At 40.3% G+C, this 25,068-nt stretch carries 24 protein-coding genes; 9 read left to right on the top strand and 15 right to left on the bottom strand.

The genetic code is table 11. The features are described from left to right. The first annotated feature begins 199 nt into the window (after positions 1-199). Positions 200-1,183: an elongation factor P--(R)-beta-lysine ligase gene (gene epmA / locus ICJ55_RS02605; RefSeq protein ID WP_188157214.1), complete on the top strand. Its 984-nt coding sequence runs from the start codon at positions 200-202 to the stop codon at positions 1,181-1,183. Positions 1,184-1,266: 83 nt separating this feature from the next. After that, positions 1,267-2,169, top strand: a complete 903-nt coding sequence (gene rarD / locus ICJ55_RS02600) for an EamA family transporter RarD (protein ID WP_188157213.1) — start codon at positions 1,267-1,269, stop codon at positions 2,167-2,169. On the opposite strand, the gene ICJ55_RS02595 is transcribed toward rarD, so the two are convergent. Next, complete coding sequence (locus ICJ55_RS02595) at positions 2,166-3,341, bottom strand: MFS transporter (protein ID WP_188157212.1); 1,176 nt, start codon at positions 3,339-3,341, stop codon at positions 2,166-2,168. The two genes, rarD and ICJ55_RS02595, sit on opposite strands and share 4 nt — an antisense overlap. 180 nt (positions 3,342-3,521) lie before the next feature. On the opposite strand from ICJ55_RS02595, the gene ICJ55_RS02590 reads away from it, so the two are divergent. After that, entirely contained in the window at positions 3,522-5,537 is a 2,016-nt protein-coding gene (locus ICJ55_RS02590; protein ID WP_188157211.1) for a BCCT family transporter, read from the top strand. Positions 5,538-5,613: 76 nt separating this feature from the next. On the opposite strand, the gene ICJ55_RS02585 is transcribed toward ICJ55_RS02590, so the two are convergent. Continuing rightward, positions 5,614-6,075 (bottom strand): methyltransferase family protein, encoded by a 462-nt coding sequence (locus tag ICJ55_RS02585; RefSeq protein ID WP_188157210.1) that lies wholly within the window; start codon positions 6,073-6,075, stop codon positions 5,614-5,616. Continuing rightward, positions 6,076-7,653 (bottom strand): murein biosynthesis integral membrane protein MurJ, encoded by a 1,578-nt coding sequence (gene murJ, locus ICJ55_RS02580; protein WP_188157209.1) that lies wholly within the window; start codon positions 7,651-7,653, stop codon positions 6,076-6,078. 264 nt (positions 7,654-7,917) lie between these two features. On the opposite strand from murJ, the gene rpsT reads away from it, so the two are divergent. After that, complete coding sequence (rpsT, locus tag ICJ55_RS02575; RefSeq protein WP_025236938.1) at positions 7,918-8,181, top strand: 30S ribosomal protein S20; 264 nt, start codon at positions 7,918-7,920, stop codon at positions 8,179-8,181. Positions 8,182-8,291: 110 nt separating this feature from the next. Here the strand turns inward: rpsT and mscL are convergent, their stop codons facing one another. From mscL to ICJ55_RS02555, 4 genes are all read right to left on the bottom strand, one after another. Continuing rightward, positions 8,292-8,690, bottom strand: coding sequence for a large-conductance mechanosensitive channel protein MscL (mscL, locus tag ICJ55_RS02570; RefSeq protein ID WP_188157208.1), 399 nt, complete (start codon positions 8,688-8,690; stop codon positions 8,292-8,294). 133 nt (positions 8,691-8,823) lie between these two features. Beyond that, a complete protein-coding gene (gene hemG / locus ICJ55_RS02565) occupies positions 8,824-9,348 on the bottom strand; it encodes a menaquinone-dependent protoporphyrinogen IX dehydrogenase (RefSeq protein WP_188157207.1) in 525 nt (174 codons plus the stop codon). Further along, positions 9,348-10,832, bottom strand: coding sequence for a TrkH family potassium uptake protein (locus ICJ55_RS02560; protein ID WP_188157206.1), 1,485 nt, complete (start codon positions 10,830-10,832; stop codon positions 9,348-9,350). The genes hemG and ICJ55_RS02560 overlap by 1 nt, the downstream gene beginning before the upstream one ends. A gap of 3 nt (positions 10,833-10,835) precedes the next feature. Then, the gene (locus ICJ55_RS02555; protein ID WP_188157205.1) at positions 10,836-11,447 is read right to left on the bottom strand and encodes a YigZ family protein; all 612 of its coding nucleotides are present in this window, start codon (positions 11,445-11,447) and stop codon (positions 10,836-10,838) included. A 112-nt stretch (positions 11,448-11,559) separates the two neighbouring features. On the opposite strand from ICJ55_RS02555, the gene fmt reads away from it, so the two are divergent. The 5 genes from fmt (at position 11,560) to ICJ55_RS02530 (ending at position 16,528) form a co-directional block, all read left to right on the top strand. Beyond that, the gene (fmt, locus tag ICJ55_RS02550; RefSeq protein WP_188157204.1) at positions 11,560-12,510 is read left to right on the top strand and encodes a methionyl-tRNA formyltransferase; all 951 of its coding nucleotides are present in this window, start codon (positions 11,560-11,562) and stop codon (positions 12,508-12,510) included. An 18-nt stretch (positions 12,511-12,528) separates the two neighbouring features. Further along, the gene (gene modF / locus ICJ55_RS02545) at positions 12,529-14,004 is read left to right on the top strand and encodes a molybdate ABC transporter ATP-binding protein ModF (RefSeq protein WP_188157203.1); all 1,476 of its coding nucleotides are present in this window, start codon (positions 12,529-12,531) and stop codon (positions 14,002-14,004) included. Next, a complete protein-coding gene (locus ICJ55_RS02540; RefSeq protein WP_188157202.1) occupies positions 14,005-14,604 on the top strand; it encodes an acyl carrier protein phosphodiesterase in 600 nt (199 codons plus the stop codon). It begins immediately after the preceding gene. A gap of 79 nt (positions 14,605-14,683) precedes the next feature. Further along, positions 14,684-15,724, top strand: coding sequence for a FecCD family ABC transporter permease (locus ICJ55_RS02535; RefSeq protein ID WP_188157201.1), 1,041 nt, complete (start codon positions 14,684-14,686; stop codon positions 15,722-15,724). Between the two features lie 9 nt (positions 15,725-15,733). Beyond that, positions 15,734-16,528 (top strand): ABC transporter ATP-binding protein, encoded by a 795-nt coding sequence (locus ICJ55_RS02530; RefSeq protein WP_188157200.1) that lies wholly within the window; start codon positions 15,734-15,736, stop codon positions 16,526-16,528. A gap of 61 nt (positions 16,529-16,589) precedes the next feature. Here ICJ55_RS02530 and ICJ55_RS02525 read toward each other — a convergent pair whose 3' ends face one another. The 8 genes from ICJ55_RS02525 to mrdA form a co-directional block, all read right to left on the bottom strand. Continuing rightward, positions 16,590-17,696, bottom strand: coding sequence for an ABC transporter substrate-binding protein (locus ICJ55_RS02525; protein ID WP_188157199.1), 1,107 nt, complete (start codon positions 17,694-17,696; stop codon positions 16,590-16,592). A 275-nt stretch (positions 17,697-17,971) separates the two neighbouring features. Next, positions 17,972-18,967 (bottom strand): lipoyl synthase, encoded by a 996-nt coding sequence (lipA, locus tag ICJ55_RS02520; RefSeq protein ID WP_188157198.1) that lies wholly within the window; start codon positions 18,965-18,967, stop codon positions 17,972-17,974. 14 nt (positions 18,968-18,981) lie between these two features. Continuing rightward, positions 18,982-19,635 carry a lipoyl(octanoyl) transferase LipB gene (gene lipB, locus ICJ55_RS02515; protein WP_188157197.1) on the bottom strand — a complete coding sequence of 218 codons (654 nt, stop codon included), beginning with the start codon at positions 19,633-19,635 and terminating at the stop codon, positions 18,982-18,984. 60 nt (positions 19,636-19,695) lie between these two features. Continuing rightward, positions 19,696-19,995 (bottom strand): DUF493 family protein YbeD, encoded by a 300-nt coding sequence (gene ybeD / locus ICJ55_RS02510; protein ID WP_188157196.1) that lies wholly within the window; start codon positions 19,993-19,995, stop codon positions 19,696-19,698. Positions 19,996-20,106: 111 nt separating this feature from the next. Then, positions 20,107-21,285, bottom strand: coding sequence for a serine hydrolase (locus tag ICJ55_RS02505; protein WP_188157195.1), 1,179 nt, complete (start codon positions 21,283-21,285; stop codon positions 20,107-20,109). Between the two features lie 24 nt (positions 21,286-21,309). Then, a complete protein-coding gene (locus tag ICJ55_RS02500; RefSeq protein WP_188157194.1) occupies positions 21,310-21,888 on the bottom strand; it encodes a septal ring lytic transglycosylase RlpA family protein in 579 nt (192 codons plus the stop codon). Between the two features lie 106 nt (positions 21,889-21,994). Beyond that, positions 21,995-23,122, bottom strand: a complete 1,128-nt coding sequence (gene rodA, locus ICJ55_RS02495) for a rod shape-determining protein RodA (RefSeq protein WP_188157193.1) — start codon at positions 23,120-23,122, stop codon at positions 21,995-21,997. Next, positions 23,115-25,064, bottom strand: a complete 1,950-nt coding sequence (mrdA, locus tag ICJ55_RS02490) for a penicillin-binding protein 2 (RefSeq protein WP_188157192.1) — start codon at positions 25,062-25,064, stop codon at positions 23,115-23,117. Before mrdA ends, rodA begins: the two co-directional genes overlap by 8 nt. Between the last annotated feature and the right edge of the window lie 4 nt (positions 25,065-25,068).

The raw sequence follows: 25,068 nt of genomic DNA, 5'->3' as shown, positions 1-25,068 counted from the left end.
TAATGAAGCATAACAAAGGTATTGAGAATGGCTCTTAATTGGAGAGCGATAAAAAGAAAATTTCTAATATTTAAAATGAGAAAATATAATTTGTTGCAGAAAAGTTAAAAAAACACACTTTATTTTTTCTTGCTCAGTAGCTAGGGTGATGCGTTTTTTTAGGCTAAAATAGCGATACATTTTCAAGCGGTCATTTTTTATGAATAATTTACAACTCGATAACATTGATTGGCAACCTACCGCCTCAATCCCTCATCTCATTCAACGTGCTAAAATTATTGCTGAATTGCGTAAATTCTTTACCGATCGTGGCATTTTAGAAGTAGAAACCCCAATTTTAAGTGAATTCTCGGTTACTGACGTACATCTTTCTACGTTCAGCACACAATTTTTATCGCCGTTTAGCAGCGAGGCGAAAACACTCCATTTGATGACAAGCCCTGAATACCATATGAAGCGTTTGCTTGCAGCAGGCAGCGGTCCGATTTTTCAAATTTGCAAAGTGTTCCGTAATGAAGAAGCAGGCAAACGCCACAATCCTGAATTTACAATGTTGGAATGGTATCGTCCGCATTTTGATATGTATCGTTTAATCAATGAAGTGGACGATTTACTACAACAGATTTTAGATTGCGAACCGGCGGAATCTTTTAGCTACCAGTTTGTCTTCCAAACCCACGTTGGGCTAGATCCGCTTTCTGCCACTAAAGCACAATTAGTTGAAAAAGCGAGAAAGCACGGTTTGCAATGTGAAGATGACGAAAATCGTGAAACCTTGTTACAATTTTTATTCAGTGAAGTAGTAGAGCCGAATATCGGGCAAGATCGTCCAACGGCGGTTTATCACTTTCCTTCTACTCAAGCCGCATTAGCACAAATAAGCTCTGAAGATCATCGTGTTGCCGAACGTTTTGAATTTTATTACAAAGGTTTAGAACTCTGTAACGGCTTTCACGAATTAGATGATGCAAACGAGCAAATCCATCGCTTTGAGCAAGACAATTTACAACGAGAAAAAATGGGACTTGAACCACAACAGCTAGACGTGCGTTTCCTAGCGGCTCTCAAAGCAGGTTTTCCAAACTGTTCGGGTGTCGCACTGGGAGTAGATAGGCTCTTAATGCTTGCGATGAATGCAAAGAAAATTGAAGAGGTCATTTCGTTCGGTATCGAAAAAGCCTAGTTTTTTATGGCATTTTGTTATTTGCAATTTGCAAAAAAATCAACAAATATGACCGCTTGTAACCTCTCTTTTAGGAAAGCAAAATGAATATTTCAGGCAAATTACAAGGTTGGCACTATGCTCTACTATGTTATTTAACGTGGGGAACATTTCCGATCTATTGGTATCCGATTAATCAATCGGGAATGCCTGCTGAGCAGATTTTGGCTCAGCGTGTGGTATGGTCTGCCGTGTTTGCCATTATTCTATTGCTGATTTTCCAACAGGGGCGAGCAGTAATCAATGCCTTCAAACAGCCCAAAGTGTTGGGAATCTTCTTCCTTTCTTCTTTTATGATTGGCTTGAACTGGCTGGCTTATTTGTGGGCAATTACTAACGAGCACATTTTAGATGCCAGCCTTGGTTATTTTATTAACCCAATCTTCAATGTATTTGTTGGCTATTTGGTACTCAAAGAACAATTAAATAAAGCTCAATTGCTCTCTGTCGGTTTTGCGATAGCAGGCATTTTATGGCTGGCAATTCCTGCAGGGCAAGTGCCTTGGGTAGCACTCATCTTAGCCGCCAGTTTCTGTATTTATGGGCTAATCCGCAAACTCGCCCCAATGGAGCCATTATCGGGCTTAGCCCTTGAAACCTTGCTGATGTCGCCTTTTGCAATAGCCTACCTTTGCTTTTGTTATAACCAAAACATCTTAGTATTCGGCGAACTCAATAGTTTGCAAATGACAGTACTACTCTGCTCAGGAGCTGCCACCACCATTCCACTACTTTGGTTTGCAATGGGGGCAAGACGCATTTCAATGTCTTTACTCGGTATGTTGCAATACATCTCACCTTCATTACAATTTTTATGTGGCGTGCTGATCTTTAATGAAAAACTCTCTGCCGAACGTTCGGTTGGCTACATTTTGGTTTGGATTGGTGTCATTATTTTCTTACTCAGTATGAAAAAAACCAGAGCAAAAAACACTAAAAAGCATTAAATATTTCGTTTCGGCAATCCTAATGCAGCAAAGCCGAGCAACGGCAAATAGGAACAGGCTTTAAAAATAGCATCTAAGCCGTATCCGTCAGCAAAAAAGCCTAATACAGCAGCACTTAAGCCGCCAATACCAAACATTAAGCCAAACATTGTACCTGAAATCAGCCCAACTCTACCCGGCACCGCTTCTTGAGCATAAACCACCATTGCCGAAAACGCCGATGACATAATAAAGCCGGCGAAAATTGCACATACAATCGTCCAAAACAAATCGGCGTGAGGCAATAATAATGCAAAAGGTGCCATTCCTAAGAAAGAGAACCAAATTACCGCATTTCGTCCGATCTTATCGCCAATCGGTCCGCCGGCAAAAGTGCCTGCTGCCACCGCCCCTAAAAAGGCAAAAAGATAGAGCTGTGCAGTTGCCATATTCAACTGAAATTTTTCCATTAAATAGAAAGTGAAATAGTTGCTAAGGCTGGCGATATAAATAAATTTCGCTAACATTAATAAGGCAATAATTAATAATGCCCTAGCTAATAATTTGCCGTGCAAACGTTGTTGAATATGGTTTGATGAAACAACGAGCGGTTTAGCTTCATATTTTACCCAACGGCTCACTTTATATAAAATCCATAAGGCTAATAATACAAATACGACAACCCAAATCACCGCATTTTGCCCTAACGGTACAATAAATAACGCCACCAAGAGCGGACCTAACGCCGAGCCACTATTTCCTCCCACTTGAAAAAGAGATTGAGCTGTACCAAATTTCCCACCTGATGCCATTCGAGCCACTCGAGAGGCTTCGGGGTGAAAAATCGCAGAGCCAATACCCATTAACGCAGCCGCTATCAGCAATACCCCAAAGTTAGGAGCGAAGGCAAGTAAAATCACAGAGAAAAGCGTAATCAGCATACCAATGGGTAACAGATTTGGCTTTGGGTATTTATCGGTATAAAGCCCGATACCCGGCTGAATAATAGATGCGGTAATTTGGTAAATTAACGAAATCATACCGATTTGAGCAAAACTCAGTTGATAATTTTGTTTCAGCATCGGGTAAATTGAGACCATTACCGCCTGAATTAAATCATTCAGCAAATGAGAAAGGGAGATCAAAAGTAAAATGGGTAAAACCATTTTGGGAGCACTATGTTGTGTATGCATTGTCTTTTTGTTTTTATAAATAAAAAATATTCTACTCACAAATAATGAATGTGCAAGCGGTTGCTTTTTACGACTTTTTTACAAAAGTTATGCTTATTACAAATTCTACCTAATTTGTCATTTTTATAACTTTTTGCTATATTCGGACTTCTGAATAATAAATGATAGAGGTAAATACCATTGGATTTCATCAAAAAATTACAAACAGGAAGTACCTTTAAAGCACCTATCTTCCTTCCTAGTGTCTTTTTTGTCGGCTTTGTGGCGATATTCTGTATTGTCTTTCCTCAGACTGCACAAGCCTCCCTTGATGCAATTAAAAATATCCTTTTTAAAAATTTTAGTTGGTTCTACATTTTTGCCGGCTCAATCTTTTTTCTGTTTCTGATTTTTCTTTCTGTCAGCCGCTTAGGCGATATTAAATTAGGGGCAGATACTGATGAACCTGAGTTTAGTTTTGGCTCTTGGATTGCGATGCTATTCGCCGCCGGTATGGGTATCGGATTAATGTACTTTGGCGTTGCTGAGCCGATTCTGCATTATCTCAAGCCTGTACACGAAAATTTAACGCAAGCAGAACGAGCAAAAGAAGCGATGGTTACTACTTTCTACCATTGGGGAATTCACGCGTGGGCAATTTATGGCGTAATCGCCCTCGCTCTGGCTTACTTTGGTTTTAGATACAAATTACCACTTACGGTTCGTTCCGGCTTTTACCCACTACTAAAGCACCGTATTTCAGGCTTTTGGGGACATACGATTGATGTTATCGCCCTTTGTAGCACTATTTTTGGTTTAACTACCACGCTCGGCTTCGGGGTTATGCAAGTGAGTGCCGGCTTTAATAACTTAGGGTTAATTGAAAACAGTGGTTTTGCAGTGCTTGCGGTAATGGTTATTGTGGCGATGTCATTAGCCGTATTTTCTGCTATTACAGGAGTTGGAAAAGGCGTTAAAATTTTAAGTGAAATCAATCTAACCCTTGCGGGCTTACTACTGATTTTTGTCATTGTTACGGGTCCAACGCTATTCCTGTTCTCAAGTTTAACCGAGAATTTAGGCTACTACTTTAGCTCATTGCTAGAACTCAGTTTCCGAACATTCGCTTATGAGCCTGAAAGTCAAGGCTGGTTAAGTGGCTGGACAGTTCTCTACTGGGCGTGGTGGGCTTCTTGGGCTCCGTTCGTCGGCTTATTTATCGCTAAAATTTCCAAAGGCAGAACCATTCGTGAATTTATTTTAGGCGTGTTATTCGTACCATCGCTGTTTAACATTTTATGGATGACCAGCTTTGGTAGCTCTGCTATCTGGTTTGATCAACAAACCGCCGGAGCATTAGCTGAAGTAAGCAATAACACAGAACAACTACTCTTTACGCTCTTTGAGCAATTACCGTTTGGCATCATTGCCTCTTTCGTTGCGGTTGTTGTAATCTCTATTTTCTTCATTACTTCCGCCGATTCAGGTATCTTTGTGCTTAACAGCATTGCCTCACAAGGGGAAGAAAAAGCCCCGAAATGGCAGACTATTCTCTGGGGTGTGTTGCTCGCCGTATTGGCACTGTCATTGCTTTATTCAGGCGGTTTATCATCGCTACAAACAATGACGTTGATTATCGCTCTGCCATTTACGTTTATTATGCTTATTCTTTGCGTTGGCTTATGGAAAGGTTTAATGGTTGATAACCAATACTTCAATAAAAAACTTTCTCAAGGCAGCCAAAATTGGGCAGGTAAAGATTGGAAACAACGTTTGGAAAAAATTGTTAATCCAAGTAAACAACAAGATGTTCGCCACTTCTTTATTAAAGTCGCAAGACCTGCTTTCCTTGAATTAATTGAGGAATTTGAAAGCTATGGTTTAACCGCAAAAATGAATTTTACCAACCAGAATAACCCTAAACTAGAGTTTGAGGTGGTAAAAGAGAATTTACGTAATTTCATCTACGGTATTGAAAGTGTGCCACGTCAATTATCCGATTTAGTTGTAGGCGATGATAACTTACCGAATATTGAAGAAAATATGGTTTACGAGCCGATCACTTATTTCCTAGACGGGCGAGAGGGCTATGATGTGCAATATATGACCAAAGAAGAATTAATTGCCGACGTGCTACAACAGTATGAACGCTTTATTAATTTAGCGATGGATAACTCGCACAACTTAATGACGGCTGATGTCAATAATTTAGACTAAGTCTTCAACGATTAAACAAGCGGTTAGATTTTCGGAAAATTTTGCAAATTTCTATTAAAATCTAACCGCTTGTATTTTAAAGCCAGCGTCTCACCCGACTTGCATAATCTAAATAAAGTTGTCCAAATTTTTGTGTGAGGATTTGTTCTTCCGGTTTAATTTGAAAATGGGTAATTAGCCCAACGAATAGTGGCAGAACGAACCACGCAAAAATCGAACCAAGCCACAACGCCCACACAATTAAGCCTAACAATAGTGAAAGATACATCGGATTTCTGCTTTTACGATAAATCCCCCAATCTACAATCTGGCAGGTATGTTGTGGCTGAAAAGGGCTTGAAGTTGTCTCTGCTTTTCTCATCGTAACTACTGCTGATACGGCAATTATTAACCCGATTACTGCAATCAATGCCCCTAATATAAATATGATGGGGTGCTGATAATTGGGTAAATGGACCGGTAAAACTCGCTTAATCCCCCACATTAATGCCGCACAAAGTAGAAACCAAACCGGCGGTGGTATTTTTAATTTCAACATTTATTCTGCTGCTCTAAAATCTTTTTTGCGAATGCCTAAGGTAATAATTGCTACAAAATAGCTACCGGCGGCTAAAATCATCAGCCAAACCAGCCAGTAAATTTTCTGCCATAGTGTCATTAACACCCAAGTTTCAATGGCAGGTGTGAAATAAGCCAATAACGCCCCCATCACACAAGCAGCAATCAATAGTTTTAGCACAAAAATAATGGTGGTACGGCTCACTTTATAATATCCGTTTTTTGCTAGGTGGAAGTAAAGCAAGCTCACATTTACTAACGCTGAACAAGCCGATGCCAACGCTAAGCCGATATAGCCTAAAAACGGGGCGAATGCTAATCCGAAAAAAATATTGCTAATAGCGGCAATAATCCCCACTTTCACCGGCATTTTGGTATTTTGGTTAGCGTAAAAACCGTTTGCCAGCACGCTAATCAACATATAGCTGTTCAGCCCCAAGCACATTACGTAAAGCGGATAAGAGGTTGCCAGCACGTCCTCAAAGCCGAATTTACCTCGCATAAACATCGTCATAATGATCGGTTGAGCAAGCACCGCCATACCGATCATCGCCGGAATACCGAGCAATAACACCATTCGCACGCCCCAATCCATTGTATTTTGGAAGTTCTCACCCCGTTGTAATTCGGTCAGATCTTTATTTTTAGCAATTCGGGAAAGGCTTGGCAGCACTACAGTGGAAATCGCAATGCCAAATAAACCAAGCGGAAACTCAATGAGGCGGTCAGCGTAATACATCCAACTGATTGAGCCGGTAATCAAAAATGAGGCGATCACTTGATTGAGCAATAAGTTTAATTGGGTAACTGAAACTCCAAATAAAGCAGGAATCATTAATTTACGAACTTTCGTTACCCCTTCATCTTTCCACGCCCATTTTGGCTTAACCAATAATCCCTCTTTTTTCATAAACGGAATTTGGAACAGGAATTGCAATAATCCGCCTAAAAATACCCCCCACGCAAGAGCAACATCCGGCGAGTCGAAATAATCTCTACCCAGTAACGCCACACCAATAATTGCCACATTCAGCAATACCGGCGAAAACGCCATTACGCCAAACTTTCCGATGGTATTAAGCACTGCTCCGGACAATGCTACGAAGGTGATAAACCACAAATAAGGGAAAGTGATTTTCAGCAAAAAAGAAGCTTGGGTAAATTTCTCCGCATTTGGTCCATCATTCAACCAATCTAAAAACCAGCCTGTTCCGAATAGGGCAGCCACCACAGGCGAGGCAACCATTGCCACAAGGGTAACAATAGTTACTAAGCCTCCCAGTGTACCCGATACTTTGGCGATGAATTCTCTGGTTTTGTTTAGGTCATTATCGGCATTATATTCCGCCAACACGGGAACAAAGGCTTTGGAAAATGCCCCTTCGGCGAACAAACGACGGAGAAAATTAGGAATACGGTTGGCGAATAAGAAAATATCGGCACTCACACCTGTACCTAACAGGGTTGCTACCACAATGTCGCGAATTAATCCCAAAATGCGTGAAATTAAGGTCATTCCGCTTACGATCATTCCTAATCTTAAAAGTTTTTTGCTCATAATAATAGAGTGTAATATTGGTAAAATTATTGAAAAATCAGACCGCTTGTAGTGCGATCCTAAAAATCGATCATAATTTTAGCAGTTTGTTATAGGAAAATCAGAAAAAAACTGTTAAAATCTCGCCCTATCGTTTTCTATCAGAAAAACGGTGTTATTTTCAAGCACGTGTCTCGTTGAAAATGAATTAAAAACTATCGATAGGCAATATAAACCAAAACGGTTTATATCTAATTTTTACACAGATATTTTAGGAGTTTGACCTTGGCTAATATCAAGTCAGCAAAAAAACGTGCGGTTCAATCTGAAAAACGCCGCCAACACAACGCAAGCCAACGCTCAATGATGCGTACATTCATCAAAAAAGTATACGCAGCAGTAGCAACCGGTGATAAAGCAGTAGCAACAGCCGCTTTCGTTGAAATGCAAAAAGTCGTAGACCGTATGGCGTCTAAAGGCTTAATCCACGCTAACAAAGCCGCTAACCACAAATCTAAATTGAGCGCGCAAATCAAAAAATTAGCGTAATATCGAATAGATATGAAAAACCGACTAGCAATAGTCGGTTTTTCATTTTAGGCTTTCGGAAAAAGAAAAAGGACTGTTGTTACACAGTCCTTCCATCTTCAAATCTACAATTATTTTTTCAATAAATCTCGGATTTCGGTTAATAATTTCTCTTCTGCTGTTGGCTCTGCAGGTGCTTTTGGCTCCTCAACCGGAGCTTTCTTCAGTGAATTGAGTACTTTTACCATACCAAATACTGCAATTGCAATGATTAAGAAATCAAATACATTTTGGATAAATGCACCGTATTTTAACGTTACTGCTTCTGCTTCACCTTGTGCTTCTTTTAACACGATAGCGAGATCTTTAAAATCTACCCCACCAATTAACATACCGATTGGTGGCATAATAACATCACTTACTAATGATGAAACAATTTTACCGAATGCACCGCCGATAATCACACCGACAGCCATATCTACAACGTTACCTTTTACCGCAAATTCACGGAACTCTTTTAAAATGCTCATTTAGCTTTCCTTTAATTTAGAAATTAAGATTTTGAATTGTGACCCATCAAGGATCTGGTGGGCGGCTATTATAATCAAAATTGCTAAAATTTATATAAACTTTACACTTCTTTGATTTAGATCATATTTACAATCACTGAAAGTTTAATTTTTCACCAAAACTCTCCACTTTTTGCCAATCCGTATATTCATACTCTTTGCTGGTATCCGTTTCGCCTTTGGTGATCTTCATAATAAAGCGGATCATCACACGGTCGAACAGATTGTATCGTGGATAGAATAACGCTCCGGCGAACACTTCCACCTGTGTTGGTTGCCATTTGATTTTAGCGAGGAACTTTCGAATGTAGGTATTGGTTTCCGGCGTATTGCGGTTCGCTTTACGAGCGGTCAGATTTACGCCATAAAAAGCTGTTTTCTTCTGATTTAACACCACATAATGCTGTTCCACAAACTGATAAACCAGCGGGTTAAAATGCCCATAGCGAATGGAAGCACCAATCACAATTTGATCGGCATTTGCAATTTTTTCACCAAAATCGACCGCTTGATCTTTCAGAGAAATCAACTCAACGTCGTGCGTAATGCTATCTGCCAATCGTTCGGCAATCTTTTTTGTTTGACCATCGGTCGTAAAATAGAGAATTAAGGTTTTCATTAGTCTTTCCAAAATACAGGGCTTAAAATAACCAGTAAAGTAAATACTTCCAAACGCCCGCATACCATCGCAAAAGTGAGCACTAATTTTGCACTGTCCGGTACTTGGGTGAAGTTGCTACTCACATTACCTAATGCAGGACCTAAGTTGTTGAGCGTGGCAATAACCGCATTTAAGGCATCAAAGGTTTCCATTCCGCAGGCAATAGAACCTAGCCAGCAAATCACAAATACAAAAAAATAAGCAGAGAAAAATGCCCAGATGCCGTCCACAACACGTTCCGAAAGCACGTGTTTGCCTAATTTGATTGGTTGAATAACATTCGGGTGAATGTAACGATGGATTTCTCGCTTACTTTGTAAATAAAGCAGTAACACACGGATTACTTTCAAACCACCACCTGTTGAGCCGGCACAACCACCAATAAACGAGGCAAGCACCAATAAAGTCGGTAAAAAAGAAGACCATTGGCTGAAATCATTGGTGGTAAAACCTGCGGTGGTAGAAATTGAAACCGATTGAAACAACGCTTGGCTAATAGTTACCGAAGCGGTATCAAAATAACTGTACGCCATCAGCACTGTTGTACAAATCAAAAACAGTCCAAATTGCACAATTAAGAAGAAGCGGAATTCATAATCCCCCCAGTAAAGACGACTTAGGATATCCCCTCTTTTTCTGGATTGCTTATCACGCAAGCGGTCAATTACTGCAAAATGCAAAGCAAAGTTACAAGCGGAAAGCAGTAAGAAAAAGACAGTAATATAGTTAATCACCGGGCTGTTGAAATAGCCGATACTGGCATCGTGAGTGGAAAATCCGCCAATCGAAACGGTAGAAAAGCTATGTGAAATCGCATCAAAAGCACTCATTCCAGCCAGCCAAAAAACAAAAGCACACAATAAGGTTAAACTTAAATAAATGAGCCATAGTGCCTTAGCCGTTTCGGCAATGCGAGGTCGCATCTTTTGCTCTTTAAGCGGACCTGGCATTTCGGCACGGTAGAGCTGCATTCCACCAATACCCAGTAATGGGATAATTGCTACCGCTAATACGATGATCCCCATTCCGCCGAGCCATTGTAAGAATTGGCGGTAGAACAAAATCGCTTTCGGGAGACTATCTAGCCCTGTAATCACCGTTGCCCCTGTGGTAGTTAAGCCGGAAAAAGATTCAAAAATCGATTCCACTACGTTGAGATCAGGATTTTCTAAAATAATAAAAGGCACAGCCCCCAGTAGCCCTAGCACTACCCAGAACAGCACCACAATTAAAAAACCTTCTCGAGATCGTAGCTCATTTTTGTTATGGCGACACAACCACCAAAGCAGTGTGCCGACTAAAAAATTCAGCACAAAGGCTTCTAAAAAGGCTCGCCCACCGCCATCACCATAGATCAGGGCAACCGTTGCCGGCACAAGCATTGTGAACGAAAAGCACATCACTAAAATGCCGACAATACGAATAATGGAAAAAAATTGCATAACTTAGATGTCTTCTTTAATTAAAGTCAATTTGCCCGAAAAACGCTGGGTAAGCTCTTCAGAAAATGGCTCAAATTCTGTTGGGTTGAAAGCAAGCAATAAATCCACTTTCTCCCCAAAATGCTGCTCTATAATATCAATATCTCGTCCGCTAATTAGATGCGAAATGGTATTAAACTGCTCATATTCACACTGCAAGCGGTAGTTTTTTCGCAAAACTTTACGAATTCGTTCCAGCTGCAATAATGCCTGCTGAACACCGTTACCGTAGGCTTTCACCAATCCGCCCGTACCCAGCTGAATGCCTCCGTAATATCGCACCACCACCGCAGTAATTTCGCCCAAGCCTGAACCGAGCAAATAATTTAACATTGGTTTACCTGCCGTGCCGGACGGCTCGCCATCATCGGAAAAACCGTATTGTTGGGAATCATTCGGCGTACCGGCAACCGTTGCCCAGCACCAATGGCGGGCGTGTGGATGCAACACTTTCATCTCTTGCCAAAAGGCTTTAGCGTACTCCATACCCTCAGTATGGCGAATATAGGTAATAAAACGGCTTTTTTTGATCTCTTCTTCAAAAATTGTATCCGCTTTGGGGATAAAAAATTCCATTGTTTGCATCTCTTAATTTTAACCTTGTAATAATACCACATTAAAGCCACTTTTTATTTGTGCTGTTTAATGGTTTAATACCCCTTTCATTGATAACTTGAACAAATATACTATGTCAAAACTCAATATTATCTTTGCCGGCACGCCTGATTTTGCCGCTCAACATTTACAAGCTTTATTAAATTCCGAACATAACGTGATTGCCGTTTACACCCAACCGGATAAACCGGCTGGACGAGGCAAAAAATTACAAGCAAGCCCGGTAAAACAGCTTGCTGAAGCTCATAACATTCCGGTTTTTCAACCGAAATCGCTCCGTAAAGAAGAAGCTCAAGCAGAACTTAAATCCTTAAATGCAGATGTAATGGTGGTTGTAGCTTACGGTTTAATATTGCCTGAAGTGGTATTAAATGCCCCTAAATATGGTTGCTTAAATGTTCACGGTTCACTCTTGCCACGTTGGCGTGGAGCTGCCCCAATTCAACGTTCTATTTGGGCAGGAGATAAAGAGACGGGTGTAACCATTATGCAAATGGATATCGGCTTAGACACTGGCGATATGCTACATAAAGTAACAACACCGATTGAGCCTAATGAAACCTCCGCCTCACTTTACGCCAAACTTGCCGAGCTTGCTCCTCCTGCGTTACTTGAGGTATTAAATGGCTTAGAAAATCAGACATTCAAAGCACAAAAGCAAGACGAAAGCCAATCTAACTATGCGGAGAAACTTTCTAAAGAAGAAGCAAAATTGGATTGGAATTTATCTGCTATACAGCTAGAGCGTAATATCCGAGCCTTCAACCCGTGGCCTATTAGTTTTTTAACGTTAGAGGTGGAAGGAATTGAACAAAGCATCAAAATCCACCAAGCCAATGTTTTACCTCACCAAAATAAAGTAGCGGGTTCAGTAGTGAATGTAGATAAAACCGGCATTCAAATTGCCACTCAAGACGGTGTGTTGAATATTACCCAACTTCAACCGGCGGGCAAAAAACCAATGTCGGTACAAGATTTCCTCAATGGTAGAGCGGATTGGTTTAAAGTAGGCGAACAACTTTAATTTCAGAGAAAAATAAATATGCACTCACAACATTTAACCATTAAAGAGGCTCAGTTTTCGCTTGCTAAACATCAAAAGCTAACCATTGATGAACTCACTATTCAACCAAATACCTTTTGGGTGATTGTAGGCGGCAACGGCTCTGGCAAAACGGCTTTTTCTCTTGCCTTACAAGGCAAACTCTCGCTATATTCAGGGCAATATGAAAACCGCTTTCAAAATATTCAGCTACTCTCTTTCGAGCAACAACAAAAAATTATTGAGCAGATTTTCAAAGATCGTAACAACGATACTATCTCGCCCGATGATTTCGGCTTAACCGCACGCCAAGTGATTTTAAACGGTAGCTCTAAAACCGCATTATGTGAGGAATATGCAGCAAAACTGCATATTCAGCACTTACTGGATCGCCCTTTTATTCATCTCTCCACCGGCGAAAGTCGCAAGGTGCTATTTTGCCAAATGTTGGTGAGCGATCCTGATTTGCTGATTTTAGACGAGCCTTTTGAGGGTTTAGATCAGCAATCCGTACAGTATTGGACGCAATTAATTTCCGAGCTTCCCGCTAAAATGGCATTAGTGCTGATTGTAAATCGTTTCAATGACATTCCTGATGCTGCTAATCATATTGCCTTATTAGATAACTTGTCGCTGATTTTGCAAGGAAAACGAGCAGAAATCGAACAACAAGCGGTCTATTCTCAGCTAAAATTTGCAGAAGAAAATGTAAATGTGCCACTGCCGGAAAGTGCTGCTCCACTTACTTCTCTACCTGAAAATATCAATCCGTTTGAGCTGGAAAATGTGAATATCCAATATGGAGAGAAGAAGATTTTAGATAATCTCAGCTGGACAGTTCACCCTAAACAACATTGGTGGATTAAAGGACCAAATGGGGCGGGTAAATCGACCCTGCTTTCAATTATCACCGGCGATCATCCACAATCGTATGCCAATAAAGTCCGCCTGTTCGGTCGCCAACGAGGCAGCGGCGAAACCATTTGGGATATTAAGAAAAACATCGGCTACGTCAGCAGCCAATTACATATGGATTATCGGGTAAATTGTGCAGCGATTGATGTGATTATTTCCGGCTTTTTCGACAGTATTGGCGTTTATCAGCAGATCCCGAACAGCTTACAGCTCAAAGCGATGGAGTGGCTGGAACGGTTGAATTTGGCGAGTGTGGCGAAAAAACCGTTCCGCTCGCTCTCGTGGGGACAACAACGCTTGCTACTGATTACCCGAGCGATGGTCAAACACCCGCCGATTTTGATTTTGGACGAACCGCTGCAAGGCTTGGACGGCATTAACCGCAAACTGGTGAAACAGTTTATCGAACAGCTTGTCAATAACAGCCAAACACAGCTTTTATTTGTGTCTCACCAAGACAGCGACGCCCCAAACTGCATTACGCATTTGTTTGAATTTGTGGCGAAAGGGGAAACGAACGAGTTTGGATATGAATATCAGCAAACAGAACTCGGGGCATAAATGAATTTTCTTGCTCACTCATTAATTTCGTTTGAAATTGATGCAAAAACCAACCAGCAAACCTTATATGGCAATTTTTCCGGCGATTTTTATAAAGGCTTAATTCACAACCTTGACTTAGCTGATGATTTAAAAAGCGGTGTCGTATTGCACCGCCTAATTGATAAAATTTGCGACAGGCAAGCTAGTTTAACCGCTAGATTACTACGAGATAGCTTCGGACTTTATAAAGGCATTGTATCAGATATTATGATTGATCATTTTTTGGCTAAAAATTTTCAATCATTATTTGGTAAAGATTTGAATGCAATTCAAAGCAAAATCTTTCAACAAATCAATCAACATCGAGCCATTTTTCCTGAAAACTTTATGCCAATGTTTAATTGGCTGGAAACTCGCAATGCATTGAGTAGTTATGCTGACTTGGTTTTTTTAGAAAAAGTATTCTTAGGAATGTCATCAAGAGTTAAAAAGGGAGAAATTTTAAGAAATGCCGTTAGTGAAATTCAGAAAAACTATACTCTTTTAGAAGAAATGTCGATTAAAGAGTTTTTCATAGTAAAAGAGAGAGCGATCCAAGAATTTAGTAAAATACTTTAGTGACTATCTCGGATATCCTTGAATTTATAGAACTTTTCTCTTATCCTGTCTGATAATAATTCTCAAACATTAAATTTTTATGCAAACAATGCTTTCCCCTCAACAGATCGCTAAAAAACAGCGAGCTATCGAAAAAAAACGCGGTTTTTTATTGCTCTTTTTCTTACTCATTTGTTTACTCAGCCTGATTTTTGACATTATGACCGGTCCTTCCCTACTTCCCTTTAATGAGGTTTGGAAAGCATTATTCCAATTAGGAAAAATTGAAGAAACCACCAAGATTATTGTCTATGAGCTACGATTACCAATGGCGATAATGGCATTAATAGTTGGGGCAGCCCTTGGTGTCGGGGGAGCTGAAATTCAAACTTTGCTCAATAATCCAATGGCAAGCCCTTATACTCTTGGTTTAGCTGCAGCGGCTGGCTTTGGAGCCTCAATTGTGATTGCCTTTGGTGGTTTTGGTTTACCCACCGAAATCGCAGTACCCATTGGGGCTTTTGTAATGACAATATTCTCTTCTGGCATTTTATTTGCCTTTTCTTCCTTGGGGCGTTTTAGCTCGGCAATGTTAGTGCTGGTCGGAATTGCGTTATTGTTTTTATTTCAGTCTTTACTTTCATTGGTGCAATTTATTTCTGCCCCTGAAGTATCCCAGCAAATTCTGTTTTGGCTGTTTGGCAATTTAACTAAAGCCACTTGGCAAACTATCTCAATTGCCTTTGGCGTAACCGCAGTCTGTATTTTATTGCTCCTTCAAGATGCGTGGAAACTGACCGCTTTACGTTTGGGGGAGGCTCGAGCATTGAGCTTAGGTATTAACTTGACTTGGTTGCGAATGAAAACTCTACTGATTGTATCAATTATGACCGCCACCTGTATTAGTTTTGTGGGCATTATCGGTTTTATTGGCTTGGTCGCTCCTCATATTGCCCGAATGCTATTAGGCGAAGATCAACGCTTTTTTCTACCCGGCTCTATGTTAGTCGGGGCGGCATTTCTCTCAATGTCTTCCGTGCTATCAAAAAGCCTTGTGCCGGGTGCATTATTTCCGGTCGGCATTATTACAGCGTTAGTCGGTGTGCCGTTCTTTTTCTGGATTGTGTTAGCGAAACGATAAGGATTTTCTATGCTCAAATTAAACGATGTTACGATTAAGCGTGGAAACTTAGTAGTAGCAGACAAAATCAATCTACATTTTGAACAAGGTAAGATCTATACTTTACTTGGACCAAATGGCGCGGGTAAATCATCTCTACTTAAAACACTGTTTGGGGAAATTGCTCATCAAGGGGCAATTGATTTTGACGGCAATAAATTAACTTCAAGCCACTTGCATAGCTGGCGTAAGAAAATTGGTTATATGCCACAAGATACGCAAGTAGAAGCCTCTCTAAGTGCCCTAGAAGTCATCTTATTAGGGCAACTTGATAGCCTAAATATGTATATTAGCGATGAATTACTCAATGAAGCCGTTGATATTATGGATAAACTCGGCATTTCACACTTAGCTCATCAAGATATTATGAGGCTGAGCGGTGGACAACGGCAGATGGTAATGTTCGCTCAAGTATTATTGCGTAAACCACATATTTTGTTGCTTGATGAGCCTGTCAGTGCGTTGGATATGTATCATCAAATCAACTTGCTTGAATATGTGAACGCCTATACTCGAGCGAATAATTTAATCACTATTATGGTGCTGCACGATTTAAGCCTTGCGGCTCAATTTTCTGATAGTGTGATGTTATTAAGCGAGGGCAAAATTCAAGCACAAGGCAGAGCTTGTGATGTGTTGGAATGCGATATTATTCGAAGACTTTATAATGTCAATATTGAGATTTTATATGATGGAAACGGTTCCCCAATTATCCGCCCACTTCGCAAATGTTTAAATATTGATTGCTGTTTGAACCGCAAATAGTAAGGGAAAATACAAGCGGTCATTTTGCAAATTTATTTTGTAAAATGACCGCTTGTTGCTTTTATTTCATTTGAATAAAGAAAGTGCCTTTTGGCTCAATTGGTAAGTAGTTTTTGTGGAAATCTAAATACGTTTTTTCAGGCTCAATATCTTTAAACAATTCAGGATAAAGTGCTTTCGCCATAAATTGTGAGCTGGCTAAATCTGAAATTGAGCGAGACGCTGTGTGGTATAAACCATAGACACGACCTGATTTTACCGCAGGTAACTCTTTCCAGCCTGTACGCTCCATAAAACCTTTCAAACGTTTTTGAGCATCAGTTTCTTCAATATTGATCCCCATCGACATAATCTCAGAGTTTGTATCATTACCGAGCTCCGTACCAGAGATCATAATCACTTCTGGTTTAGAAACTAACACCTGCTCAGGATTAATCTGCCCCCAGTTTTCTACAAATGGGGCACTAATATTATCGCCTCGTACCGTTTCAGCAATGGCGCCCCACATATTTTTACCAAAGGTAAAACTATGCTCTTTCGGGCCTTTATTACCAAACTCAACATAGATTTTCGGTTTGCTCACTTTTGCATTATCGATACGGTTCTGAATATCCGCAATGCCTTCCGCATACTCTTTGGCAATTTTTTCTGCTCGCTCTTCAGTACCCGCAAGCTGACCAAAAATTTTCACACTTTTAGTATGATTTTCAACAGTTTGTGCGTTGAAATCCACCACTACAACAGGGATTCCTGCTTGTTCAATGCGTGGAATTTCACTTGATAATGCTTGATATTGGATTTCAGGTAAAACTAACACATCAGGTTTTAATGCGATGGTTTTTTCAGTAGAAAACGTCCCGCTATTCACATAACCAATATCCGCAATATTTTTTAAGTTTGGCATTTTTTCTGAAAATAATCCCCAACTGCCCGGGTTGAATTTCTCCCAAAATTCACGGGAAATTCCCACGACATTATCGAAATTTTCAACACCTGTTACCGCAATATAGTCTGGATAATAGAAAGTCAGAGCAACACGTTTAGCTGGCACATCAACCTTTACCTCACGCCCTAATACATCTGTGATAGTTTTAATCTCAGCATTCGCACTTGCACCGAACGCCAATAATGTTGCAGCAAATACGCTTTTTAATAGTAATTTTTTCATTGGAACTCCAAAAAAGAAATGGAAAGCTGAATTGTAGCTTCCTGTAACAAATAGTCAATGAAAATAATTCGCAACAACTGATTTATACGACATCAATTTATAGAAGGATAAAGTAGAGAAGCTACAAGCGGTGCACAAAAAGCACCGCTTTTTGAACGTTGGCTCTGCCAACGGCAGCGAAGCTGTGAACAATCCTTACAAGGATTGTGAATAATTTTCCAAAAACTTTGCAAATAGCAAAAACAAAGGGCGAATAATATTCGCCCTTATCGATGTTATTTCACCAATTCGCCTTTTGCTTGTAAGTCTGCGTGGTAGGAAGAGCGGACGAATGGACCGCAAGCAGCGTGTTCAAAGCCCATTTTTTCAGCCTCTTCTCGGAACATATCAAACTCTGCCGGTGGAACGTAGCGTTCTACTTTTAAGTGGTGGCGACTTGGTTGTAGATATTGCCCAATGGTCAGCATTGTTACACCGTGGTTACGTAAGTCTTGCATTACTTCTAAAATTTCTTCGTTAGTTTCACCTAAGCCCACCATTAAGCCTGATTTAGTCGGAATATTCGGGAACTCTTGTTTGAAGATTTTCAGCAACTCTAACGACCATTTATAATCCGCTCCCGGGCGAACCTCACGGTATAAGCGTGGCACATTTTCCAAGTTGTGGTTGAACACATCAGGTGGATTTTGTTTGAGAATTTCGACCGCTTGTTCAACACGCCCACGGAAGTCCGGCACCAAAATTTCCACTTTGCAGTTTGGATTTAACGCTTTGATTTCACGCACGGTTGCTGAGAAATGCGCTGCACCACGATCCGGTAAATCATCGCGATCCACCGAAGTAATCACCACATATTTTAATTTCATATCCTGCACGGTTTCTGCCACTTTGCGTGGCTCGTCTGGGTCAAGCGGCAACGGTTTACCGTGAGCAACATCACAGAACGGGCAGCGACGGGTACAAATTGCGCCCATAATCATAAAGGTTGCTGTGCCGTGGTTAAAACATTCGTGTAAGTTTGGACAAGAGGCTTCTTCACACACAGAATGTAAGCCGTGGCGACGCATTCCGTTTTTGATGCTATCAATTTTTGCCGAGTTTGCCGGAAGTTTGATTTTCATCCACTCCGGTTTTTTGAGTAATTCTTGGTCTGGATCAATATTTCTGACTTGAATAACGGAGGTTTTAGCGGCATCACGATATTTCACCCCTTTTTCCATTTTAAAAGGGCTCATTTTTTTTGCCGTAACTTGAGCTGTAGCCGTAACCATTAAAATTTTATATCCTAGTTGTTAATAAATTGTATGTCATTATAGCCCAAAATCGCACTAAAGTGGGCGACTAATTTGGGAGAAACCGCTGAACAATCTAAATCATTCCGATTGATTAACTCACTTAGCTGACACATTTCAAGCCCTGCATAACCACAAGGGTTAATATGCTTAAAAGGCGTTAAATCCATATTGATATTAAGAGCTAAACCGTGAAAAGAGCAACCTTTACGAATGCGTAAACCAAGCGAACAGATCTTTTTCTCATTCACATAAACACCCGGTGCATCGGCTTTTGGGTAACTTTCAATACCATAATCAGCAAGCGTTTTCACGACCGTTTGCTCAAGTGCTGTAACTAAATCTCGAACCGATACCTCTCTACCTTGAGATTTCAGTCGCTTGATATCAATCAGCACATACATAATCTGCTGCCCTTCGCCGTGATAAGTAATTTGCCCTCCACGATCACTTTGCACCACAGGAATGTTAGTTGAATTCAGCAGATGTTCAGGTTTGCCCGCAGAACCTTGCGTAAACACTGCCGGGTGCTGAACCAACCAGACTTCATCATCAGTATTCTCATTACGCTTGTCTGTGAAGGCTTGCATTTGATGCCAAACGTCTTCGTAAGGTTGAATACCAAGTTGTCGAATAATCAATTTCATTTTCTATTTTCCAACGTAACTTTATTGAAAAATTGAGGGCGAAATAATTCGCCCTTGTTATTACAGTACCATTCTCACACCGTTGATTTTGGCGAGTTCTGTGTAGAGAGTTTCTACTTGCTCAATATTTTCGGCAATAATATCAATAGAAACCGAGTTATATGTTCCTTTAGAACTTTTTTGCTCACGAGGGTTATAATCGCCTTTGGCATATTTTTGGGTAACAACCACCACATCATCAACTAAATTTTCACGGTTTGCTCCCACTACTTTGAAGGTAAAATTGCACGGAAACTCTAATAAATCTTTTAATTTAGCTTGTGGTAAATCTTGTAAATTGATTGCTTTTGATTGAGACATTTTGGATCCTTATTTTTAAACGGTAAGCGGTGAAATTTTGCAAATTTTTTGCAAAATCACACCGCTTGATCTGTTCCACCTTAAATGGGGATAAAATACTAAATTACAAGATTAATCAAATAAGCTCTTCACAGTTAAAGCGATCCAATCCCACGCTTTGCCAAAAATACCGGCTTCCGGAACATCTTGTAGTGCTTGTAAGTTAGTGCTTGCCACATCTTTACCATCTAATTGGTAAATCATTTTACCGACTACTTGCCCTTTTACTAAAGGAGCTTCAAGGTTTTTCTTCTCTAACTCATAACGAGCTTTTAAGTCTGCCGCTCTGCCCTTTGGAATGGTTACAAAACTATCTTGTACCGAACCTAACTGCACTTTGTTCACTTCACCATAATAAACACTTTGCTCTGCAACAGATTGTGCCGCTGGGAGTGATTTGATGGTCTCAAAGTTTGCAAAGCCCCATTGGAGTAATTTTTTACTTTCAACTTCACGCCCTTTGTAAGTTGGCACGCCCATTATAACAGAAATCAAGCGAGTATTTGGATTAACCGCTGAAGCTACTAAGTTATAACCGGCTTTGTCAGTATGACCTGTTTTTAAACCATCAACTTGAATGGTTTTATCCCACAATAAGCCATTGCGGTTTAATTGTGGTTTTTTGATGTTATATTGAAACTCTTTTTCTGCGTGAATTTTGTATTCTTCAGGGTGATCACGAATAATGTGAGCACCGATAATTGCCATATCACGAGCTGAAGAATATTGCTCCGGGTGATCTAAGCCGTGCACCGTCGTAAAATGTGTATTTTTTAACCCAAATTGCTGTACATATTTATTCATTTCATTAATGAATGCGGCTTCAGAGCCGGAAACGTGTTCCGCAAGAGCTACAGATGCATCGTTACCTGACACGATAATCAAGCCTTTCATTAAATCTGCAACAGAAACTTTAGTGTTCAAATCTAAGAACATTAATGAAGAACCCGGAAACTTTTGTGCCCAAGAGTTTTCCGTTACTGTAACCATATCACTGTTGCTGATTTTCCCTTCTTTTAATGCTTCGCCTACCACATAGCTAGTCATCATTTTGGTTAATGATGCCGGATATTGACGTTGGTCAGGATTTAAACTAGCTAATACTTCCCCAGAATTGTAATCCATCAAAATATAAGTTTGTGCATTAATTTGTGGAGCTTGTAGGTTAAAGTTGGTATTTAAATCAGCGTAAGCAATGCTTGATACCGCAAGACTGACAACACTGACAGCTTTCACTAATGTTTTTTTCATAAATTCGTCTAAATTCCTCTTAAATTAATACAGGGCATAAAGGTCTTTTGTTAAATTCGCATTTTTATTTACTACTGCTATTTTGACTTTAGCTACACCTGAATGATGCATACCAATTTGCTTAGCTGCTGATGATGATAAATCAAGCACTCTAGAGTGAGCATAAGGACCTCTATCATTTACCCGTACAATAACCGAACGCCCATTGCGTAAATTAGTTACTTCAATCAACGTGCCGAAAGGTAGCGTTCGATGTGCAGCTGTCAATTTTGCATTGCTAAAGGTTTCACCATTTGCGGTGCGGCGACCATTAAATTTGTTCGCATAATAGCTCGCTACACCTGTTTGAAAATGTTTATTGATAACCTGTTTATGTAGATTCTTTGGCGATTGCTTATTAATCGTTGCAGTCTCTTTTTTTGTGGCTTTCGTCGTGACTTTTTTGGCAATTTTTGCCGTCTTTTTTGTTGCTTTAGAAGCTGTTTGCTTCTTTGTTGAGATACTCGACTTAGCTTTTGAATCCTTTGTCGCAGCAAAAGAATTTAATGAGCTAAAAGTCAGAAATCCAGCTAACAACAGGGTTACAATTTTACCTAATCTCATATAAGTTTTTTCCTCTATGTGGATGTCGCTATTGTTTGTAACGATGATAGTTTCACTGCTTTTTGATACCGCAAAAAAGCAAAAGTTCAGGGCGTTGATACCCTATTTATTTTAGCTTGTCGTAGGGGTTGTTACTACCTGTACGTTTACGATGCACATAAGTGGACATCATCAAGCCAAATGCAGCCATAAGAGTAACATAAGATGTTCCTCCATAGCTAAAGAGCGGTAATGGTACACCGACTACGGGCAAAATACCACTTACCATTCCAATATTTACAAAAACATAAACAAAGAACAACAGGGCTGTACCGCCCGATAATATACGCCCAAAGGCAGAATCCGATTTTGTGCCAATCATTAAGCCTCTGGCAATAATAAACAAATAAATAGCCAGCAAAATCAAGACACCTATCATACCATGTTCTTCACTTAAAACCGCAAAAATAAAATCAGTATGTGGTTCAGGCAAAAACTCCAGTTGCGATTGCGTACCCTCCATCCAGCCTTTACCGTTAATGCCACCTGAGCCTATCGCAATTTTAGATTGGATAATATGGTAGCCTGCACCCAATGGGTCTTTATCCGGATCGATTAACGTCATTACCCGGGTTTTTTGGTAATCGTGCATCAAGAAAAACCACATTATCGGAATAAAGCCTGCCAAAAACACCACGCCTGCACCAATCAATTTCCAGCTTAGACCAGCTAAAAACAGTACAAAAAGTCCTGCCGAACAAACCAAAATAGATGTACCTAAATCGGGCTGAATCGCAACTAATAAAGTGGGTACAATGATAATTGCCAGAGTGATAAAAGTATCTTTAAAACTAGGTGGAAGTGGTCGCTTACTTAAATAAGTGGCAACCATCAACGGCACGGCGAGTTTTGCAATTTCAGACGGTTGAAAACGAACAAAACCTAAATTTAACCAACGCTGAGCCCCCTTACTGGTTTCCCCCACCAAGTCCACTAAAATCAGCAATATTAAACAAAAAATATATAAATAAGGCGATACTTTTTGATAAAAACGTGGTGGAAACATTGCCATTACCAGCATTAAACCCAAACCAAGCGAGACTTGCACCACTCGGTTAGTAAACATTCTCTCACTTCCGCCACTTGCACTATACAGCACTAATAAACCGTAGCCGGTAATCGCTAATAAACCAATTAGTAAAAGAAGATCGAGCGAAAATAGCTTCCAGAAAAGTTTTTTAAATCCACTATTCATTGTTGCCCTCTGTTACAAGCGGTTGATTTTTCTCAGAATTTTGCAAATTAGATTGTTCATTAACGCCTTTTCTTAGCACATAATCCATAATTTGACGGGCAACCGGAGCTGCTGCACTTCCACCTCCTCCTGCATTTTCTAAAATTAACGCCACTACCATTGTCGGGTTTTCATAAGGGGCATAACCGATATACCACGCGTGGTCGTGCAACTCTTTTTTAATTGCATTCTTGTCGTAGTTTTTGCCGTTCAAGTTAAACACCTGAGCCGTTCCCGTTTTACCCGCAGAATGATAAAACGCACTCGCAAACACCTTACGAGCTGTCCCGTTGGGAGCGTGGTTTACGTTATACATACCGAGTTTTGCTAAATTCCAATACGAATCCGGCACGCCTTTAATATCTTCATAAAGTAACGGATCTTGATATGGTGTTACTGAATTACTGCTTTGTACTTCAAGCATTAAATGTGGTGTATTAACTCGCCCGTTATTGATTAAAATCGCCGTTGCTTTCGCTAACTGAATCGGTGTTGAAATCCAATAACCTTGCCCGATACCAACAGGAATAGTATCGCCCTGCACCCATTGCTTTTTATAACGTTTTTGCTTCCATTCACGAGTTGGCATTACGCCTGCCGATTCTTCAAAAATATCAATCCCTGTTTTTACCCCAAAGCCGAATTTCTTCATCCATTCCGACATTTTATCAATCCCCATTTTGTAGGCTAACTGATAGAAGAAGGTATCGGATGACTCGGTAATCGCTTTATTCACATTGGTTGCACCGTGCCCACTACGCTTCCAGTCTCGATAACGTTGCGTTGTGCCGGGTAAAATCCAATAGCCGGGATCAGAAATAGTCGTTGTCGGCGTAATAAGTCCTTCTTCCAAACCGGCTACCGCCATAAATGCTTTAATAGTCGATGCCGGCGGATAAGTCCCTTGAGTTACACGGCTATAAAGCGGTCTATTTGGATCATCAAGCAACGCTTTATAATCCTTACCTGAAATACCGCCCACAAATAGATTATTGTCATAACTCGGATTCGATACCATCGCTAAAATGCTACTATCACGAGGGTCAAGCACCACAACTGCCCCTTTATGATCGGAGATCAACGACATTACATACTGTTGTAGCTCCACATCTATAGTTAAGCGAATACTACTGCCGGCAACCCCCGCTTGATCACGCAACTTACGGATAACCTTACCACGATTATTGATTTCAACTTCCTCAAAACCTGTTACACCGTGTAATTGATCTTCGTAGAATTTCTCGATACCCAGTTTTCCCATATCGTGTGAACCTGCATAATTACCGAATTTCCCTTCTTCTTGCAGCTTTTTCTTGTCATTTTCGTTAATTTTCGCTACATAACCGATAATATGGGTTAATAATTCTCCATAAGGATAATTACGCTTGTAGTACGCCTGCACATCTAAACTAGGAAAGCGGTACTGATTGACAGCAAAACGTGCCATCTGCGTTTCATTCAAATTGCCTTTCAGCATAATCGGCGTATAACGAGAGGTACGTTTTTTCTCTTTATTGTAGTTCTCGATATCTTCGTCTGTCAGCCCAACCACTTCTCTGAGTTCTTCTAAGGTCTGCTCAATATTCTCCGTTTTTTCCGGCACAATAAACAGCCCGAAATAGGTCAAGTTTTCCGCTAATACTTTTCCATTACGGTCATAAATTAGCCCACGGGCAGGTGGCACTGGCAATAATTTAATACGGTTACCATTTGAACGTGTTTGGTAGTCATCATAATTAACCACTTGTAAATGGTACAGATTAGCTAACAACACACCAGTTAAGGCAAGTACTCCCACAAACGCAACTAAGGCACGGCGGGCATACAGATTACTTTCTGCCTGCCCATCTCGTACCTTTTCTCGCTGATTTGATGAAGTGAATTTTGCTAATTTACCAAACATATAT

The organism is Mannheimia bovis, assembly GCF_014541205.1.
In the GTDB taxonomy this organism is placed as follows: domain Bacteria; phylum Pseudomonadota; class Gammaproteobacteria; order Enterobacterales; family Pasteurellaceae; genus Mannheimia; species Mannheimia bovis.
Note: the sequence above shows the minus strand (reverse complement) of the source record. Positions and strands in the feature narration are given on the sequence as shown.